We start from the raw sequence: 17,572 nt of genomic DNA on the forward strand, positions 1-17,572 counted from the left end.
CTCAGCTCGGGCCGAGGAGGTTGCCGAGCTGGCGGGCCGCGGCGAGGGCGCGAGCGGCGTCGTCGGCGGACCGGCTGCTGACGTTTCGCCGTAGCTCCCGCTCCAGTTGCACCGACACGGCGTCCGGATCGGCCTGGTCGCTGTGCAGGCGCAGGAATCGGTACCAGTCGAGGATCCGGATGCCCAGCACCTCCAGCTCGTGCGAGGCCTGGATGAACTCGTCCATCAGACCGCGCACCCGCGCGACCCGGCCGAAGTTCTTTCCTCCGTCGTACGCCGGCTGGTCGGCGATCTGCTCATCCTTGCCGGGGTAGGGGCGGGCGTCGGCCGGTGCGCGGATGCTGCGGTCAGCGCCCTTGGCGGCATCTCGGGCGTACTGCCAGTAGTGGTTGCGGTACTCGGCCGCCCACCGGGCCGACACGACATAGGGTTCGGCGGCCACCGGCGACCCCGACAGGACGTTGTCGAGGTACCACGGCACGACCACCAGCAGGTCGTGGTCGGCGCAGGCGGCCGGCGTCGTGGTGAACCGGAAACTCGGCTCGCCCTCCTTGGCCAGCAGGAACCAGCCCTTGAGCTCGATGCCGAGCGCGATGTCCGGGCCGCCCGCCGATCCTTTGCGCAGCAGGCGTACGTCGGGAAACCGTTGTGACTGGCGTTCGAACGTGTAACCCAGCCACGCGTCGTCGGGATCCCACAGTGCTCGCTGCTGGTTGAGTGCGGCGACCACCTGGCCCTCGATCGACGTACCCAGCAAGGTGTTGAGACTGTGCAGGTCGGTCGCGTTGACGCCGGCGATGTGATTGTGGAACTCGAAGTACGCCGCAAGGCCGGCCAGCACGACGCGCAGCCGCTGCTGGAGTGTGGTGCGCGGGTCGTCGGGGTCGAGGGCGGGCTCCGCCGGCGTGGGCGGTCCGAAGGGCGCGGCTGGCGACGCGTCGAAGAGTCCGTCAGTGCTGGCGGTCACGTCGCCTCCGCCTCGCCACCCGTGCCGCGTGGTCCCGCGTCCGTGCTACGGGCCGGGTTTCCGCCCTGCCCCCTGGCATTCCCGCCGGCATTCTCGCCCGCCGCCCCGCGGCCGCCTGCCGCCACGTTCACGAGGTCCGATGTCGCCGGCGCGCCCGTCGCGCTTTCTCCCGCCACGGCAAGGTCGGGACGGTCGGAGGGGACGGCAGCCTCCTCCGCCGCCGGATTGGCCGCCGCTCGCGCCGACCGCAGGCGTTCGCGGGCGAGCTTGGTGAACTCCTTGTCGAGTTCGGCGACGTAGGCACGGCGGCCCAACGCGACCGCCGCGACCGAGCCCGACGCCAACCCGCCGAACGGTTCCCACACCACGTCGCCGGGCACCGTCACCGCTTTGACCAGGCGTTCCATGAACTCCAGCGGCTTCTGGTTCAGGTGCGCCGAACTGCCGGCGGTCGGCCGGTAGACCCGCGGTGCAGCGCGGCGAAGGGTGCCCTTGAGGCGTTCGTCGTCGTGCAACGGTCCCCGGTGCCAGACATTGGTGATCCCGTGCTGGTGGTTCCACCGGTGGCGCAGCGAGTCCCACTCCTTGGCCGTGACGACGCCCCGACCGTCGAGGCTGAAGTAGGGCCAACCAGTCTGTTGGCCCCGCTCGTTCGCGTACGTCGCGAGTTTCTCCAGCATCTCCCCGGGCGGCCAGTACCACAGCCAGTCCTGCGTGAGGTACTTCCTGGTCGCCGCATTGCGGACGCCGCACGCCTCGTTGGCGCGATAGAGCGGCAGGCCGCTGCGCACCCACTCGTGACGCAGCCACTGCTGCACCGGGAGCGGGCCGTCGGGCGTGTCGATCGTGAATCGGCGTTGGTAGAGGACGCAGACCTCCGACACCACCGGAAACCGGCGGATCGTCTTGCCGTTGACGTTGCCCGCGACGTGCGCGATGCCCTTGTCCCAGGTGATGGTCTGCACGTAGTCCCACCCGTGCTCCACCAGCAGTGGATGCACGGTCGCCCAGCCCACCTCGGTGTTCCAGAACCACAGTGTCGTGGCCGGGTGCGCGGCTGCGGACCAGGCCTCGACGTGCGGGCGGTACCACTCCACCAGGTCGGCGGTGCCGGTCGTGTCGCCGTGAAATCCGCGGACGCCATAGGCGCCGTCGCTGATGATCGTCACCGGCGTCGGCCAGCGGCGGTAAGCCTTGCTGACGTCGCCGTGACACAGCTCGTACGCCGGAACGCCCGGCCGTCGCCCGCGCGCCTTCCCCTCACCACCCACGCACCGCAGGCTAGCCCCGCCCGCCGACAGAGCCGCACCGGCTCGCCGCCCCGTCGCCTGCCTCCCCGTCGCCTGCCGCCTCGCCGCCTGCCGCCTCGCCGCCGAGACAACCTGCCGAGACAACCTGCCGAGACAACCCGGGCGAGACAACCTGGGCGAGACCGGACCCGGGGAGACCAGACCGGCGGTTCAGGGCGCAAATGACCACGCTGAGCATGCATGTGGTCCCCCACCAGGTGCCGACACCCGTTACGGATGCTGCAGCCATGCTCAGCGTGGTCATTTCCGCCCTGAACCGCCCCGCAAGGTCAGCCGTGTGCGGGAGGCGAGGCGTCGCGCGGTCGCTGTTGGACTGGCCGCGGTGCAGTCACGCTGGACTACGGTGGAAGTGATGAACCGACTTACTGCAGCGACCAGCCCCTACCTCCGGCAGCACGCCGACAACCCGGTCGACTGGTGGCCGTGGTCCGACGAGGCGTTCGCCGAGGCCCGCCGCCGCGAGGTCCCGGTCCTGTTGTCCGTCGGCTACGCGGCCTGCCACTGGTGCCACGTCATGGCCCACGAGTCGTTCGAGGACGAAGGCACCGCCGCCTACATGAACGACCACTTCGTCAACATCAAGGTCGACCGTGAGGAACGCCCTGACGTCGACTCCGTCTACATGGAGGCGACGCAGGCGATGACCGGCCACGGTGGCTGGCCGATGACCTGCTTCCTCACGCCGGCGGCCGAACCCTTCTACTGCGGTACGTACTTTCCCCCGCAGCCACGGCACGGCATGCCGGCGTTCGCCCAGGTGCTGGAGGCCGTGGCCCGGACCTGGGACCAACGCCGCGACGAGGTGACCCAGGCTGCCGGCGAGATCGTCGCCCATCTCGACAGTCCACAGATCCCCGCCGGTGACGCACCCGACCACGCTGCCCTGGACGCCGCGGTCGAGTCGCTCGCGAAGGATTTCGACCCGGTGCACGCCGGTTTCGGTGGTGCGCCGAAGTTCCCGCCGTCGATGGTGCTGGAGTTCCTGCTCCGCCACGCGGCCCGCACGGGATCCGCGCAGGCACTCGCCATGGTCGAGCAGACCGGCGACCACATGGCCCGGGGCGGCATGTACGACCAACTCGGCGGCGGCTTCGCCCGCTACAGCGTCGACCAGGCGTGGGTGGTCCCGCACTTCGAGAAGATGTTGTACGACAACGCCCTGTTGCTCCGCGTCTACCTGCACTGGTGGCGGCAGACGGGCGCTCCGCTCGCCGAGCGGGTGGTACGGGAGACCGCCGACTTCCTGCTCCGCGACCTGCGTACTCCCGAAGGCGGGTTCGCCTCCGCCCTCGACGCCGACAGCGAGGGCGTGGAGGGCAAGTTCTACGCATGGACGCCGGCAGAGCTGCGAGCCGTCCTCGGCGACGCCGACGGTGCCGCCGCGGCGGAGCTGTTCGGCGTGACGGAAGAGGGGACGTTCGAACACGGCGCCTCGACCCTGCAGCTACCCGTCGACCCGCCCGATCCGGCGGCCTTCGCCGACAGCAGGGCGCGCCTCTTCGCGGCGCGCGCGCATCGGGTCCCGCCCGGCCGTGACGACAAGGTGGTCGCCGCCTGGAACGGTCTCGCCATCGCCGCGCTGGCCGAGGCGGGTGCGCTGCTCGAGGAGTCGTCCTATGTCGAGGCCGCACTGGCCGCAGCGGACCTTCTCGTACACCTGCACACCGACGCTGCCGCCCGCCTGGTGCGTACCTCCCGCGACGGCGTGGCGGGCACGAGTCCCGGCGTGCTCGAGGACTATGCCGATGTCGCAGAGGGCTATCTGGCTCTCTTCACGGTGACGGGTCATCAGGTCTGGCTGGAACGCGCGGGGGAGTTGCTCCACGTCGTACTCACCCGGTTCTCCGACGGCGAGGGTGGCTTCTTCGACACCGCCGACGACGCCGAACGCCTGGTCCGCCGTCCCCGCGACCCCACCGACGGCGCTACGCCGTCCGGTCGTTCAGCGGCGGCGGGTGCGCTGCTCACGTACGCCGCCCTGACCGGTTCGTCACGCCACCGCGAAGCCGTGGAGCCGGCACTCGGCATCGCCGGTGCATTGGCGGATCGCGCCCCCCGCGCCGCGGGTTGGGGCCTTGCGGTCGCCGAGGCGCTGGCGGCCGGACCGGTGGAGGTCGCGGTCGTCGGACCCGACGACCCCGACCGGTCGGCCCTCCGCCGGACGGCGCTGTTCTCGCCCAGCCCTGGCGCCGTCGTCGCGGTGGGTACGCCGTCGACGGCAGGCGCATCGTCCTCCGGCGGCGATGGGCGGGTTCCCCTGCTTGCCGGCCGTGGCCTGGTCGACGGTCGATCCGCTGCGTACATCTGCCGGAACTTCGTCTGCGAGCGCCCGGTGACAGACCCCCGCGAGCTTGGTGCGAGGATCGGCGTACGTAACATTCAGTGAGTCCTTGTACGCGGAACGGAGTGATGCAGCATGGCGAGGCAGAAGAAGGGTCGCTTCAGCCGGCTCGACGCACTGCTCATGGGCGCGGTCGGCGCTCTCGTCGCGACGTCGGTGGTCAGGGAGCTTCGTCGTCCGGCGCCCGAACGCACGTGGCGCGGGAAGGTCGCCGGAGTTCCTTACGACTACCGGCCGCCGACCATCGACCGGTTGCGTTCGACCTGGTGGGCGCCGGAGGACGACCGGCTCGTGCAGCCGACGGCGTACGGTCTCGGCTGGGACCTCAACATCGGCCGCGTCGTGAAGCTCGCCTCGTCCGCGGTGGCGCAGGAAGAGTCCGCGTCGAACGGCAGGACGCCCGCACACCACTGACGTACGCCCGCATCGCGCTGACGTACGCCGCACACCCTGACGGGCTCGCCGGGGTCGATGGGCAACACCGGACGCGTCATTGGCGTCCAGCCCGCTGACTCGTTCACTGACACCACCCTTCGCCCAGCTGCCGGGCGAAGGGTGGTGTCTTCGCGTGCTGCCACCGGGCGGTCGCGGTGGCGGTGATCTGCTCGTCCGTGCGTAGGTGGCCGGTACGAAACGTGGCCCCGATCTGCTCTCGGCCGGCGACGATCGCCTGTACGCCGGCATCTTCGGGCGCGGACACCGTGACACCGCTGGCCTCTGCCAGCCTGCCGATACTCCACCTGCGCTGGACGTCGTCGTTCACGCACCAGGCGGTAGAACCTCCCGCTACGGGCGGTTCAAGCCCGTGCCGGCTGGAACGTGGAGAGCTGAGACGTTGACACGATCCGCTGTAACGATGTAATCGTAGTTACATGACACGTCAGGAACGTGAGGAACGCATCCGTGGTTGGCTCGTCGGCCGGCTGCCCGAAGAGTGGTTCACCACGCCAGTCGATCTGACCACCGACCGGGACGAGATCACCGTCATCGGGACCCTTGCGGCGCCGAAGGTGGCGCAGGAGGCGTCCGCGGTCGAGCGCTCGGCGGCCGAGTCCGGGCGGATCAAGGAGTTCCGGGAACGTACGCGCGAACATCGGATCCGGATCGCCCGTGAACTCGAACACGCCACCGGCCAGAAAGTGGCGTGGGGAGCGGCCTGTGGGGAGAGTCGGGAGACGTTCACCACCCAGTCGGTGCCGGTCATGACGAGGCTCCGCCAGTCCGAACGCCAGGTGCTCGACACGTTGGTCGAGTCGGGTGTCGCGCGGACTCGCTCGGAGGCGCTGGCCTGGTGCGTGAAGCTCGTCGGCCGGAACGTCGAACCGTGGCTGGCCGACCTTCGCGCCGCCATGGCACACGTCGAGCAGGTCCGTTCCCAGGGCCCGGACGCGGCCGACCGCACCGACGGCCTCGACGACCCCGCCCCAGGGACCGACCCCGCGAAAACCCAGAGCGACCCGCCGCCCGAGAAATAGCCCAAGCGTTCCGGGCGGAGCGCGCAGGTCGAGGACGACGCGACCGTTTCGGGGCCGCGCGCGGGCCGAGGGCGAGGTGAACTCTTCGGAGTGGCCCGCAAGTCGAGGACGAGGCGAAGCCTGGACGCGACTCCCGACCTTCCGTGATCATGATCGTGATCATGAAAGTTTGTCGGCACATATGCCGCTTTCCACTTCATGATCATGGAAGCACCGCGGCACGCACAGCGCCACCGCAGCACAGCGCCACCGAGCATTGTCATTGGGCACCCCGACGACGAGGTGGGGGTCAGGGCTTCTGTGCGACCAGGATGTCCCGGATGATCGCCTGGTCGACCCGGTGCTGGAATCCTTCGTACGCAGCGCCCTCGCAGACGTCGAGCCCCGCGTCCCTAAGCACCTGGGCGGCGTCGTCTCGGCTGGCGCCGTGAATGTTCCACGAGATCCCAACCGCGCCTCCGGGCCTCAACAACTCCACCCACGCCGGTACGGCAGCCCTCAGCAGGTCGAGCGGCCGTCGCGACAGGCTCCCTCCACCGCCGTCACCACCACGGCCGCCGCGTCTCCCGTCACTGCCGCGCGCACCCTCAGACCCGCGCCCGCTGTCCCCGCCGCCGCGCCCGCTGTCCCCGCCGCCGCGCATGCGGCTTCCGTGCTGCACGCCATACGGCGCGTCCGCCACGACCACGTCGAACGACCGTGGCCGGAAGAAGTCGCGCGCCCGCGTCGTATCCCCGTTGACCACCGTGAGCGACAACGCGTCCCCTGCCTTGTACGCCTCCTTGTCCGCCGCCAGCATGACGTGCAGCCGCCGCCCGATCACCTTGCGGTCCCTGCGTACCGGCGTGAACTCCGCCTGGTGCTTCAGCCGCTTGCGCTTGAGCCAGGTACGAATGAAGGCGGAGTACGCCTCGACGTCCTTGCTGTCGTGCTCGAGTCCGGTCGCGTCGTATCCGTACATCAGCGCCTGGTTCAGCGTCGTGCCACGCCCGCAGAGCGGATCGAAGACGTGCAACCGCCGGTCGAGCATCGCGTCCGCGAAGTCCGACGACAACACGGTGACGTTGAGCAGCAGCTTGGTGAAGTACTCGTTGGTCTTCCCGGCGTACTTCTGGATCGTCAGCAGGTCGTCGTCGAACACCGCGAGCGGCGTCAGCTCGACGGGCCGCAGCAGCAGGTCGGTCCCATCACCCGCGCCGCGACTTGGGTCTCCATCCGCGCCTGAGACCTCGAAGAGTGCGTAGAGCGACGACAGCTGGGAGAGGTACGCGATGTCGCGGCCGCTCAGCTCCTCGGCCGTGAAGAGGAGGTACGGCACACCGCCCAGCCTTGCCTCCTCCACCTCACCCAGCCGCCCGGCTAGCGCCCGCTCGGCGAACACCGCCAGTTCGGCACGCAGGAGATCGACCGACGCTTCCGCGTAGACACGGTTCGTCGCTGGAAGGATCAGCAGGGCGTAGCGCGGCATGAGGGCAACGATTCCAGGCCTGTCGAGAGCCCACGCGAGCGGGCGCCGAACGGGCGGCTGAACCGCGACTGGGCGGGTACGCCGGCGGGCGCCGGATCAGACGTCGAGCGCCTCGCCGACGGCGAGCCGGCGGAATCGAGATCCGGACTTCTCGGCCATCGATCCGACCAGTCCGTCGACGACCTGCAGGCCGATGTCGTTGAGCATTCCGTCGTGCGCCGACAACGCCAGAGTCGGCTTGACCGCACGGATGTAGTCGATCGAGTCCGCACCACGCAGCCAGGGCGCGCTGGTCGGCACCATCAACGTACGCACGGGAGCCTCAGGCACGGTGAACGCGTCACCGGGGTGGAAGAACGACGCATCCACGAAGAACCCGACGTTCGGCACCTGCGGCAGGTCGGGATGGATGACCTCGTGCAGTTCGCCGTGCACGCCGATCTCGAATCCCGCCGCCGTGAAGGAGTCCCCGCCGGCCACCACGTGCACCCGCGCCGGATCAACATCGTCCAGCAGTGCGGCCGTGGCGGCGTTGGTCCAGATCTGGACGTCGGGATGGCGGCGGAGCTTGCCGGCATCGAGGTGGTCGACATGCTCGTGGGTGATGAGCACCGCCTCTGCGCCGTCCAGCGGCTCCTCCTCGCTGAACGACCCCGGATCGATGACGAGCGCGTGGTCACCCTTCTCCAGGCGTACGCACGAATGGGTGTACTTGATGATGCGCATGGACGCTCCTCCCTTGTCCCTTCGACCCTCGCGGCCTCTCGACCCGGCCTCTCGACCCGGCCTTCGACCGGGCATTTCGACCGCCCTCTCCACCCGGCCTTCGACCCAGCCCTGGGGCCGGGTGCGGCAGCACCACCCCCGGGCGGGTGGCTCCCGCTCTCCCTAGCGACGCCTCGCCGCGAGCCGTCACCCTGGCGTACGTACGCACGTAACGCCGCATGAGAGGCGCCCCATCCAATAGGTTCGCAACAGGGTGCCCCTCATCCAAGGGCACGTCGGGCCGCCGGGCGGTTCCCATCGGTTCGTCCGTACGACGTCACCAGGACGGCACCTCACGAGTCTATGAAGGTGAGAGGGGCGCCCGTGACACGTCGTACCGGCTTGCCGACTCGGCGCGCGTGCGCCGTGCCCGCGGCGGTAGCCTCGGGCAGCAGGACACCCTGAGGAGGTGACGGGTTCCATGGGCCGTCCGGGCCTGCTGTACCGCATCTACCAGCGACGCCTGATGGCGTCGATTGCCGCCGACCGGGTGCCGAGGCACATCGCGGTGATGATCGACGGCAACCGCCGGTGGGCCCGCGCGTCCGGCAGCCATGTCTCGAGCGGTCACCAGGCCGGTGCCGACAAGATCCCGGAGTTCCTCGGCTGGTGTGAGGAACTCGGCGTCGACGTCGTGACGATCTACATGCTCTCGACCGACAACCTGTCCCGGCCGCCGGAGGAGCTCGAACCCCTCCTCACGATCATCGAACGCATCGTCGAGGAACTGGCCGCAACCGGCCGGTGGCGGCTGCACCCGGTGGGAGCGTCCGACCTGTTGCCGACTTCGGTCGCGAGCCGGCTCAAACGCGCCGTTGAACGCACGGCAAATGTTTCGGGAATGCTCGTCAACGTCGCCGTCGGTTACGGCGGCCGGCAGGAACTCGCCGATGCCGTGCGTTCGTTGTTGCACGAGCAGGCGAGCCGGGGCACGACACTGGAGGAGTTGGCGGAGCTGCTCGATGTCGAGCACATCTCCGAACACCTTTACACCAAAGGGCAACCGGATCCCGACCTGATTATTCGTACGTCCGGCGAACAACGCCTGTCCGGCTTTTTGTTGTGGCAGAGTGCGCACAGCGAGTTCTATTTCTGTGAAGCACTCTGGCCGGATTTCCGCAAGGTCGACTTTCTCCGGGCGATTCGTGCCTACGCAGCGCGTAACCGTCGTTACGGGCTCTGAACTCCCAGTTAACCTGCCTGTTTGCGTGTCCCTCTGTTCGCGGGGGCCAACCCCACGTATTTTCGATCCTGACGGTCGGAGAGACCCCGGCTGTTCGGGAGGCCCATCGATGCGTGCGCAGTCGTCCTCCTCCCGCCGCGAGGCGGGGAAGGGTACGCATGGTGAACGTGGCCACGGGTTGGGTTCTGCCAACTCTCGGCCGCGTCGCGAGAGGGCCGGCACCCGGCCCTGCGGCTTGGTCCCGGTCCACCATCTCGACAGGCGAGGGCCGGGCGCTGGTGCGCGCCGCTGGCCCGAAGGGGACGCACGTGGCTGCATCGAAGCCGAACGCGACCGTGGGTGCGAGCAAGTCGAGCGCCCGCTCAGCTGCCGGACACAAGCCCGCGACCGCGACCGCAGGGGCGACCCGGGACGGCGGTGTCGGAAAGGGTCCGACCGGCGCGCGTACCTACGTCGTCGACACCAGCGTTCTCCTCGCCGATCCCCATGCGCTCAAGCGGTTCGACGAACACGATGTGGTCATACCGGTCGTCGTCGTCAGCGAACTGGAGGGCAAACGGCATCACCCTGAGCTCGGCTACTTCGCTCGCACCGCGCTGCGCCTGCTGGACGAGCTGCGCGTCCTGCACGGCCGGCTCGACGAGCCGGTGCCGGTCGGCGCGGCGGGGGGCACGCTGCGGGTCGAGCTGAACCACACCGATCCGGAGTTGCTGCCGCCCGACCTGCGGGGTGGAGGCGTGCCCGGTGGTAGGTACGGCCGCGTCCCTGACAACGACACCCGGATCCTGGCCGTGGCGCGCAACCTTGCCGCTGAGGGATGCGATGTCGTCCTCGTCTCCAAGGACCTTCCGCTGCGGGTCAAGGCGTCCGCGCTGGGCCTGACGGCCGAGGAGTACCGCGCCGAGATTCCGGCCGTCACCGGCTGGACCGGGATGATGGAGGCGGATCTCACCGCCGCCGACGTCGACCGGCTGTACGCAGACGGCACGATCGACCTCGAGGTCGCGCGTGACCTGCCATGTCACACCGGCCTTGTCCTGCTCTCCGAACGTGGCAGCGCCCTGGGCAGGGTGACGCCCGACAAGCAGGTACGCCTGGTCCGCGGTGACCGCGAGGCGTTCGGCCTGCATGGTCGTTCGGCCGAACAACGCGTCGCGCTGGAGCTGTTACTCGACACCGACATCGGCATCGTGAGCCTCGGCGGCCGGGCCGGAACCGGCAAGTCCGCGCTCGCTCTGTGCGCAGGGCTCGAGGCCGTGATGGAACGCCGGCAACACCGCAAGGTCGTCGTCTTCCGGCCGTTGTACGCCGTCGGAGGACAGGACCTCGGGTACCTCCCCGGCAGCGAGGCGGAGAAGATGCAGCCGTGGGCGCAGGCGGTGTTCGACACCCTCGGCGCTGTGGCCAGCGCGGATGTGGTCGAGGAGGTCATCGACCGGGGAATGCTCGAGGTGCTCCCGTTGACCCACATCCGGGGACGGTCGCTGCACGACTCGTTCGTCGTGGTTGATGAGGCGCAGTCACTGGAACGCAACGTGCTCCTCACGGTATTGTCGCGCATTGGTTCCGGCTCGCGGGTCGTCCTTACCCACGACGTGGGTCAGCGCGACAACCTGCGGGTCGGTCGCCATGACGGTGTCGTTGCAGTTGTCGAGAAGCTCAAGGGGCACCCGTTGTTCGCGCACGTGACGTTGAACCGTTCGGAGCGGTCGCCGATCGCCGCACTTGTCACCGAGATGCTCGAGGACATCTCGCTGTGACCGCGGCCAGGTGTGTCACGATGACGCGCCGGGCATCCCCAACTAGTAACACAAAGTTGCAGCACTGCTACGTTGTGCGTGCAGCAGGGGCAAGTCGGGCTCACGTCGCGCGACCGAACGGTCCGCGAATGGCGTCTGGAGGCAGCTGTGGCTAGCTATTCGGCTAGGCATAAGGCACCGCCCAAACACAAGGCACGAGGGCGACTGTTCGCTTCGGCGTCCCGTGGCTCGTCAGCCACGCCGACGCCACCACCCAGCCGGGGCGGCAAGCGCATCGCCGCCCCGTCGCCGGGTCCCTCCTCCTCGCCGTCGTCCCTGGCGTCCCAGCCGTCCTCGCCGGTGCCGCGGTCGTCTTCGCCGGTGCCGCGGTCGTCCTCCCCGGTGTCCCGGTCGTCCTCCCCGGTGTCCCGGTCGTCCTCCTCGGTGTCCCGGTCGTCCTCCTCGGTCTCGCGGTCGTCCTCCTCGGTCTCGCGGTCGTCTTCGTCGGTGTCCCGGTCGCCTTCCCCGGTCTCGCCGCCGCCCTCCCGGGTCTCCGGCTTCGCGGTCACCCGACCCGGCACCACCGCGCAGGCTCGTCCAGGTGGTCCCCGCACGGTGCAGTCGGTCGCCTGGCCAGGGGGGCTTCCCGGTTCGCGTACACCACGTGCGGGCGCTCCGACGCCCTCTCCTGCCGCACCCTCTGCTGTCGCGCCAGCAACCGGCGCACCCGCACCTGTCGCGCCACCCGCGGCCGCGCCATCTCCCGCCGTGGCCGTACCGCGGTGGCAGGTGGCCGCCCGACCGCCGGTGGCTCGCCCTATGGCCGCCCCCGTGCCCGCCCGGGCCGGGGCGCAGGTGGCGACCAAATCGGCGACCAGGTCGGGCGGGATCAAGGCAGGCCTGGCCAAGGCGGCCTCCGGACCGGCGGCCCGGGCCGTGTCCCGTTCGCCGGCGAAGCCCAAGGCCAGGTCGGCGAGCAAGCTCGCCACCAAAGCTGCGAGCAGGCGCCCGTCGCGCCTGAGCCCGACCTTCGCGGCGATGACGGCGGCCAGCATCGGAGTGACCGGCGCGGTCGGTGGCGGCGTACTCATCAGCAGCGACCAGTTCGGGCCCCGCAACACGCTGGTCCTGTCCGACGTCGGCAACTCGGGCATCCTCGGGGCCAAGAAGGCTCCGAAGCGGACCGCCTCACCCACGGCGACCCCGCGCGCCTCCAGGACAGTCACACCGACACCCACGGCCACCGAGGCGGCGACACCGGCCACCGGGCAGGCGGTCCTCGACCGCACCGCGATCGAGCGCATCCGGGCCGAGGAACGTGCCTCCCGCGCCCGTGAACGCCTGGCACTCAGCGACCCGAAGGCGATCGCCTCGGGGATGATGGGCGACTTCGGCTGGGACTCGTCGCAGTTCTCCTGTCTCGAGACGCTGTGGGAGCACGAGAGCGGGTGGAACCCCAGCGCCACCAATCCGAGCTCTGGCGCCTACGGCATCCCGCAGGCGTTGCCAGGCGAGAAGATGGCCGCCTATGGCGACGACTGGCGGACGAATCCGGCCACCCAGATCAAATGGGGCATGAACTACATCGCCGACCGCTACTCGACTCCGTGTGGTGCGTGGTCGTTCTGGCAGGCCAACAACTGGTACTGACCAGGCTTCGACAGCACGAGTTCTGACGGAGTACACCGACAGGGTGCCCATGGTGTTCGCCGCCTGGGCATTCTCTTTTTCCTCCTCGACGCCGCCGCAAGATCTCTCGCGAGACGCCACCAGACGTGGTTTACTTGCGGCTCCGAAAGATCGACCACCCAGCCGAGGTGGCGCAGCGTGTGGTTCCGCGGTCCCTCTGGGCCGTCCGCACGGGCCGGAAGAGACGAGGCAAACGGGGAGGCGTAGTGCACGACGCAGCCGACCGTGGACGACGGCAAGCGGGTCCGAGCGCGAGGCGTTCCACCAGGCGTCGTGCCGGCGCGGTTCTCGCCTCGGCGGCGCTGATCGCCAGTGCGGCGTTGGCCGGGTGTGGCAGCGAGTCCGATGTGCCGGCGCTGACGTGGTACATCAACCCGGACAACGGTACGCAGCAGAAGCTCGCCGCCGAGTGCACACAGGCCGCCGATGGACGTTACGAGATCAGGACGGCCCTGCTGCCGCGGGAGTCCACCGGACAGCGTGAGCAACTCGTCCGCCGGCTCGCCGCGAGCGACTCGGGCATCGACCTGATGAGCCTTGACGTTCCCTACCTCGCGGAGTTCGCCAACGCGGGATTCGTCCGCAAGTTCACGGGCGAGGAGCGCGAGCGGCTGACCCGAGGGATGTTGCAGGGGCCGTTGGAGTCCGCGCAGTGGCAGGGTGATCTCTTCGCCGTTCCGTTCAACACCAACACCCAGCTGCTCTGGTACCACAAATCCGTTGCCCGCAAGGCCGGGCTCGACGTTGGCCCGAATTCCGCCGTCACCTGGGATCAGGTGATCAGTGCCGCCGAGGACACCGGCACGACCGTCCAGGTGCAGGCGTCGCGGTACGAGGGCTACACCGTGCTGATCAACTCGCTGGTGGCCTCGGCCGGTGGCGAGATCCTGAGGAATCCCGAAGCGGGCAAGGACGTCACGCCGGCGTTGAACTCCGCCGCGGGTCGGGAGGCGGCCCAGGTCGTCCGGACTCTCGCGAGGTCGAAGGCCGCGCCGGCCGACATCAGCAACTCCAACGAGGGGACCGCGCAGGCGGGTTTCCTTGCCGCGAACGGTGGCTTCATGACCAACTGGCCGTTCGTCTACACCGCTGAGACCAGCATGCTCACCGACCTCGAAGGTCAGCTCGAGTCGGCGAAGTCCGAAGCGGACAAGGAAAAACTCCGTCAGGCGGTCGAGGACCAGGAAGCCCGGATCGACGACATCGGGTGGGCCCGGTGGCCGGCGGTCGTCGAGGGTGAGCCCAGCGCACCGCCGTTGGGTGGCATCGATCTCGCCGTGGGTGCGTTCTCCGAGCACCCGGAGCTCGCGGTCGACGCGGTGGAGTGCCTGACCTCGCCCGAGAGCCAGCAGACCTACATGCTGGGCGAGGGACTGCTCGCCACAGTCGAGTCGGTGTACACCGATCCCGCGATCAGGAAGGCGTTCCCGATGGCCGAACTCCTGCGTGAGTCGGTGGACGAGGCGGCGCCCCGGCCCGTCACTCCGTACTACCCGGACATCACCGCCACCATCCAGCGCACGTGGCATCCGCCGGCGGGATTGAACGCACAGACGCCCGCCCGGTCGGCCGACCTGATCGTCGCCGTCCTCCAAGACAACGAGTTGAGCTAGGGGGTCCGAGGTCTGATGACAACGGTCGAGTCCACGGCCGCTCCGACCGTCCAGCGGCCCAAGGTGACCGAGCGAGCTCGCCACGAGCAGCGGTTGGGTTGGTACCTCTGCCTGCCGGCGTTCGTCGTGATGCTCGCGGTGACCGCCTATCCGATGCTGCAGGCGGTCTGGTTGTCCTTGCAGAGTTACCGGATCACCGACCCGCAGTCGCGGCGGTTCGTGTGGTTCGACAACTACGCGGTGATCCTGACCGACGGTCTGTGGTGGCGCGATGTCGGTGTCACGGTGTTGATCACCGTGATCACGGTCGCGGTCGAGTTGGTGATCGGGTTCGCGTTCGCGATGGTGATGCACCGGATCATCTTCGGACGCGGCATCGTGCGTACGTCGATTCTCGTTCCGTACGGCATCATCACCGTGGTGTCGGCCTTCGCGTGGAAGTTCGCGTTCGCGCCGGACTCGGGATTCATCAACGGCTGGTTCGGCCTGGAGAACTACGACTTCTTCGCGCAGTTCTGGTCCTCGATCGCGGCCATCTCGCTGTCGGAGATCTGGAAGACCACACCGTTCATGTCGCTTCTACTGCTGGCCGGTCTGGCGCAGGTGCCGGAGGAGTTGCAGGAGGCCGCGAAGGTCGACGGCGCCACCTGGTGGCAGCGGCTGTGGAAGGTGACGATCCCGAACATGAAGGCGGCCATCATGGTCGCACTGCTGTTCCGGACCCTTGATGCGTACCGGATCTTCGACAACGTGTTCGTGATGACCAATGGCGCACAGGGCACCGAAACGGTGTCCTTCCTGGCCTATCGGGAGATGATCACCCGTACCGCGGTGGGCCTCGGCTCGGCGGTGTCGGTGTTGCTGTTCCTGTCCGTGGTCCTGATCGCCGTTGTCTTCATCAAGGTGTTCCGGACCGACCTGTCCCAGGTGAGGGGTGATCGGTGATGAAGGGGCGGCTCACCGCCGGATGGGTTGTCGCCGGGCTGGGTGTCATCGTCTACACCCTCTTTCCGGTGGGCTGGATCCTCTCCCTGTCGATGAAGAAGGGGGAGGATGTCCAGAACCAGCAGTTCTTCCCGAGCGCCTGGTCGCTGGACAACTACCGGACCGTCTTCGAGTCAGGACTGTTCACTTCTGCCCTGCGTAACTCGATCGGGATCTCGTTGATCTCCACGGTGTTGTCGGTGACATTCGCGACGCTGGCGGCCTACGCGATCGCGCGGCTGGACTTTTCCGGCAAGAAGCTCATCCTGTCGATGGCGCTGGCGATCGCGATGTTCCCCACGATCTCGCTGGTGCCGCCGCTGTTCGACATGTGGCGCAGCATCGGTCTCTACGACACGTGGATCGGGTTGATCATCCCGTACATGTCGTTCACGTTGCCGTTGTCGATCTGGGTGCTGACGGCGTTCTTCCGGGAGATTCCCTGGGAGCTCGAGCAGGCCGCCCAGGTCGACGGCGCGACCCAGTGGCAGGCGTTCCGCAAGGTGATCGTGCCGCTGGCCGCGCCGGGTGTGTTCACGGCGGCGATCCTGACCTTCTTCTTCGCGTGGAACGACTTCGTCTTCGGCATCTCGCTCACGGCGTCCGACGCGGCGAGACCGGTGCCGGCGGCGCTGGCCTTCTTCACCGGTGAGTCGTTCTTCGAACAACCCACGGCCGCCATCGCCGCGGCGGCCGTTGTCGTCACGATCCCGGTGATCGTGCTCGTCCTTCTCTTCCAGCGCAAGATCGTTGCCGGGTTGACCTCCGGCGCGGTGAAGGGCTGATACGTTCCATCCCCCGGAGGGTCTCACACCATGGCAGCCATCGAGTTGAAGAACCTCGTCAAGCGCTACGGCGACGGCTTCCCCGCCGTCAATGACGTCAGCCTCGACATCGCCGACGGCGAGTTCATGATCCTCGTCGGCCCGTCCGGCTGCGGGAAGTCCACCCTGCTCCGGATGATCGTCGGCCTCGAGGACATCACCTCCGGTGACCTCACCATCGGCGGTCAGCGAGTGAACGAGAAGGCACCCCGCGACCGCAATCTCGCGATGGTGTTCCAGAACTACGCGCTCTACCCGCACCTCACCGTCTTCGAGAACATCGCGTTCCCCCTGCGGCTGGCGAAGCTGCCCGAGACCGAGATCACGGCGAAGGTCGAACACGCCGCGGAACTGCTGGAGCTGAAGGAACACCTGCAGCGCAAGCCGAGCCAGCTCTCCGGTGGCCAGCGGCAGCGGGTGGCGATGGGCCGGGCGATCGTGCGTGAGGCCGAGGCGTTCCTGTTCGACGAGCCGCTTTCCAACCTCGACGCGAAACTGCGTGGCCAGATGCGCACGGAGATCTCCCGGCTGCAACGCCGGCTCGGCATCACGACGGTCTACGTCACCCATGACCAGACCGAGGCGATGACCCTCGGCGACCGGGTTTCGGTGCTGCGCAAGGGGATCCTGCAGCAGTGTGCGACTCCGCGCGAGCTCTATGAGCACCCGGTCAACCTTTTCGTCGCCGGCTTCATCGGCGCGCCGCCGATGAACCTCCTGCCCGCCACCGTCGAGAACGGCCAGGTGTCGCTGCCGTTCTGCACGGTCCCCGTGCCGGCGGGGGTCAGTGCCGCCGACATCGACGGCAAGCTTCTGGTCGCCGGCGTCCGGCCCGAGTTCTTCGAGGACGCGGCCTACGTCGATGCGGCCAAGCGCGACCGTGGCCAGACCTTCTCCGCGACCGTCGACGTCACCGAGTGGCTCGGCAACGAGCAGTACGCCTATGTGCCGTACGAATCGCCGGCCGAGATCCGTTCCCAGATCGACGCGCTCGCCGAAGAGCTCGACATGGAAGCGATGCGGCCCCAACTCATCGTCTCGCTCGACCCGGCCAGCCAGGTCGCGGAAGGTGAGGAGGCCGAGTTCTGGGTCGACGTGTCGCGCATGCACCTCTTCGACCCCCACACCGGCGCCAACCTTTCCACCACGTCGGCGACCGCCCCCAGCGCGTCCTAGGCGCGTTCGATGCGGCCGGGGTGGGACCGTTCCCGGCC

General features: G+C 68.7%; 16 protein-coding genes. 10 read left to right on the forward strand and 6 right to left on the reverse strand.

Annotated features, from left to right (window positions below):
- Window position 1: 1 nt before the first annotated feature.
- Together ABNF93_RS31640 and ABNF93_RS31645 are read right to left on the reverse strand one after the other, a co-directional pair.
- Entirely contained in the window at window positions 2-967 is a 966-nt protein-coding gene (locus ABNF93_RS31640) for a hypothetical protein (protein WP_349331925.1), read from the reverse strand.
- Entirely contained in the window at window positions 964-2,238 is a 1,275-nt protein-coding gene (locus tag ABNF93_RS31645; RefSeq protein WP_349331926.1) for a DNA methyltransferase, read from the reverse strand. Before ABNF93_RS31645 ends, ABNF93_RS31640 begins: the two co-directional genes overlap by 4 nt.
- Window positions 2,239-2,629: 391 nt before the next feature.
- Here ABNF93_RS31645 and ABNF93_RS31650 point away from each other — a divergent pair, with 391 nt between their 5' ends.
- The gene (locus ABNF93_RS31650; RefSeq protein ID WP_349331927.1) at window positions 2,630-4,663 is read left to right on the forward strand and encodes a thioredoxin domain-containing protein; all 2,034 of its coding nucleotides are present in this window, start codon (window positions 2,630-2,632) and stop codon (window positions 4,661-4,663) included.
- A 30-nt stretch (window positions 4,664-4,693) separates the two neighbouring features.
- Window positions 4,694-5,032, forward strand: coding sequence for a DUF5808 domain-containing protein (locus ABNF93_RS31655; RefSeq protein WP_349331928.1), 339 nt, complete (start codon window positions 4,694-4,696; stop codon window positions 5,030-5,032).
- Between the two features lie 103 nt (window positions 5,033-5,135).
- Here the strand turns inward: ABNF93_RS31655 and ABNF93_RS31660 are convergent, their stop codons facing one another.
- Window positions 5,136-5,381, reverse strand: a complete 246-nt coding sequence (locus ABNF93_RS31660; RefSeq protein WP_349331929.1) for a hypothetical protein — start codon at window positions 5,379-5,381, stop codon at window positions 5,136-5,138.
- 109 nt (window positions 5,382-5,490) lie between these two features.
- Between ABNF93_RS31660 and abmR the strand changes: the two genes are divergently transcribed.
- Window positions 5,491-6,093, forward strand: a complete 603-nt coding sequence (gene abmR / locus ABNF93_RS31665) for an ATP-binding transcription factor AbmR (protein ID WP_349331930.1) — start codon at window positions 5,491-5,493, stop codon at window positions 6,091-6,093.
- A gap of 289 nt (window positions 6,094-6,382) precedes the next feature.
- Here the strand turns inward: abmR and ABNF93_RS31670 are convergent, their stop codons facing one another.
- Together ABNF93_RS31670 and ABNF93_RS31675 are read right to left on the reverse strand one after the other, a co-directional pair.
- Window positions 6,383-7,561 carry a TRM11 family SAM-dependent methyltransferase gene (locus ABNF93_RS31670; RefSeq protein ID WP_349331931.1) on the reverse strand — a complete coding sequence of 393 codons (1,179 nt, stop codon included), beginning with the start codon at window positions 7,559-7,561 and terminating at the stop codon, window positions 6,383-6,385.
- Between the two features lie 96 nt (window positions 7,562-7,657).
- Window positions 7,658-8,287 (reverse strand): MBL fold metallo-hydrolase, encoded by a 630-nt coding sequence (locus ABNF93_RS31675; RefSeq protein ID WP_349331932.1) that lies wholly within the window; start codon window positions 8,285-8,287, stop codon window positions 7,658-7,660.
- Window positions 8,288-8,747: 460 nt separating this feature from the next.
- Between ABNF93_RS31675 and ABNF93_RS31680 the strand changes: the two genes are divergently transcribed.
- Together ABNF93_RS31680 and phoH2 are read left to right on the forward strand one after the other, a co-directional pair.
- A complete protein-coding gene (locus tag ABNF93_RS31680) occupies window positions 8,748-9,509 on the forward strand; it encodes an isoprenyl transferase (protein ID WP_349331958.1) in 762 nt (253 codons plus the stop codon).
- 308 nt (window positions 9,510-9,817) lie between these two features.
- Window positions 9,818-11,269, forward strand: a complete 1,452-nt coding sequence (gene phoH2 / locus ABNF93_RS31685) for an RNA 5'-3' helicase PhoH2 (RefSeq protein WP_349331933.1) — start codon at window positions 9,818-9,820, stop codon at window positions 11,267-11,269.
- A 155-nt stretch (window positions 11,270-11,424) separates the two neighbouring features.
- On the opposite strand, the gene ABNF93_RS31690 is transcribed toward phoH2, so the two are convergent.
- Window positions 11,425-11,817, reverse strand: coding sequence for a hypothetical protein (locus ABNF93_RS31690; RefSeq protein ID WP_349331934.1), 393 nt, complete (start codon window positions 11,815-11,817; stop codon window positions 11,425-11,427).
- A 250-nt stretch (window positions 11,818-12,067) separates the two neighbouring features.
- Between ABNF93_RS31690 and ABNF93_RS31695 the strand changes: the two genes are divergently transcribed.
- From ABNF93_RS31695 to ABNF93_RS31715, 5 genes are all read left to right on the forward strand, one after another.
- On the forward strand, window positions 12,068-12,898 hold the full coding sequence (locus ABNF93_RS31695; RefSeq protein WP_349331935.1) for an aggregation-promoting factor C-terminal-like domain-containing protein: 831 nt from the start codon (window positions 12,068-12,070) through the stop codon (window positions 12,896-12,898).
- A gap of 245 nt (window positions 12,899-13,143) precedes the next feature.
- On the forward strand, window positions 13,144-14,550 hold the full coding sequence (locus ABNF93_RS31700) for an extracellular solute-binding protein (protein WP_349331936.1): 1,407 nt from the start codon (window positions 13,144-13,146) through the stop codon (window positions 14,548-14,550).
- Window positions 14,551-14,565: 15 nt separating this feature from the next.
- Window positions 14,566-15,495 carry a carbohydrate ABC transporter permease gene (locus tag ABNF93_RS31705; RefSeq protein ID WP_349331937.1) on the forward strand — a complete coding sequence of 310 codons (930 nt, stop codon included), beginning with the start codon at window positions 14,566-14,568 and terminating at the stop codon, window positions 15,493-15,495.
- Window positions 15,495-16,319: a carbohydrate ABC transporter permease gene (locus tag ABNF93_RS31710; RefSeq protein WP_349331938.1), complete on the forward strand. Its 825-nt coding sequence runs from the start codon at window positions 15,495-15,497 to the stop codon at window positions 16,317-16,319. Before ABNF93_RS31705 ends, ABNF93_RS31710 begins: the two co-directional genes overlap by 1 nt.
- A 30-nt stretch (window positions 16,320-16,349) precedes the next feature.
- Window positions 16,350-17,534, forward strand: coding sequence for an ABC transporter ATP-binding protein (locus ABNF93_RS31715; RefSeq protein WP_349331939.1), 1,185 nt, complete (start codon window positions 16,350-16,352; stop codon window positions 17,532-17,534).
- Window positions 17,535-17,572 lie beyond the last annotated feature (38 nt).

It is taken from the genome of Actinopolymorpha sp. B9G3 (genome assembly GCF_040120725.1).
Taxonomy (GTDB): domain Bacteria; phylum Actinomycetota; class Actinomycetes; order Propionibacteriales; family Actinopolymorphaceae; genus Thermasporomyces.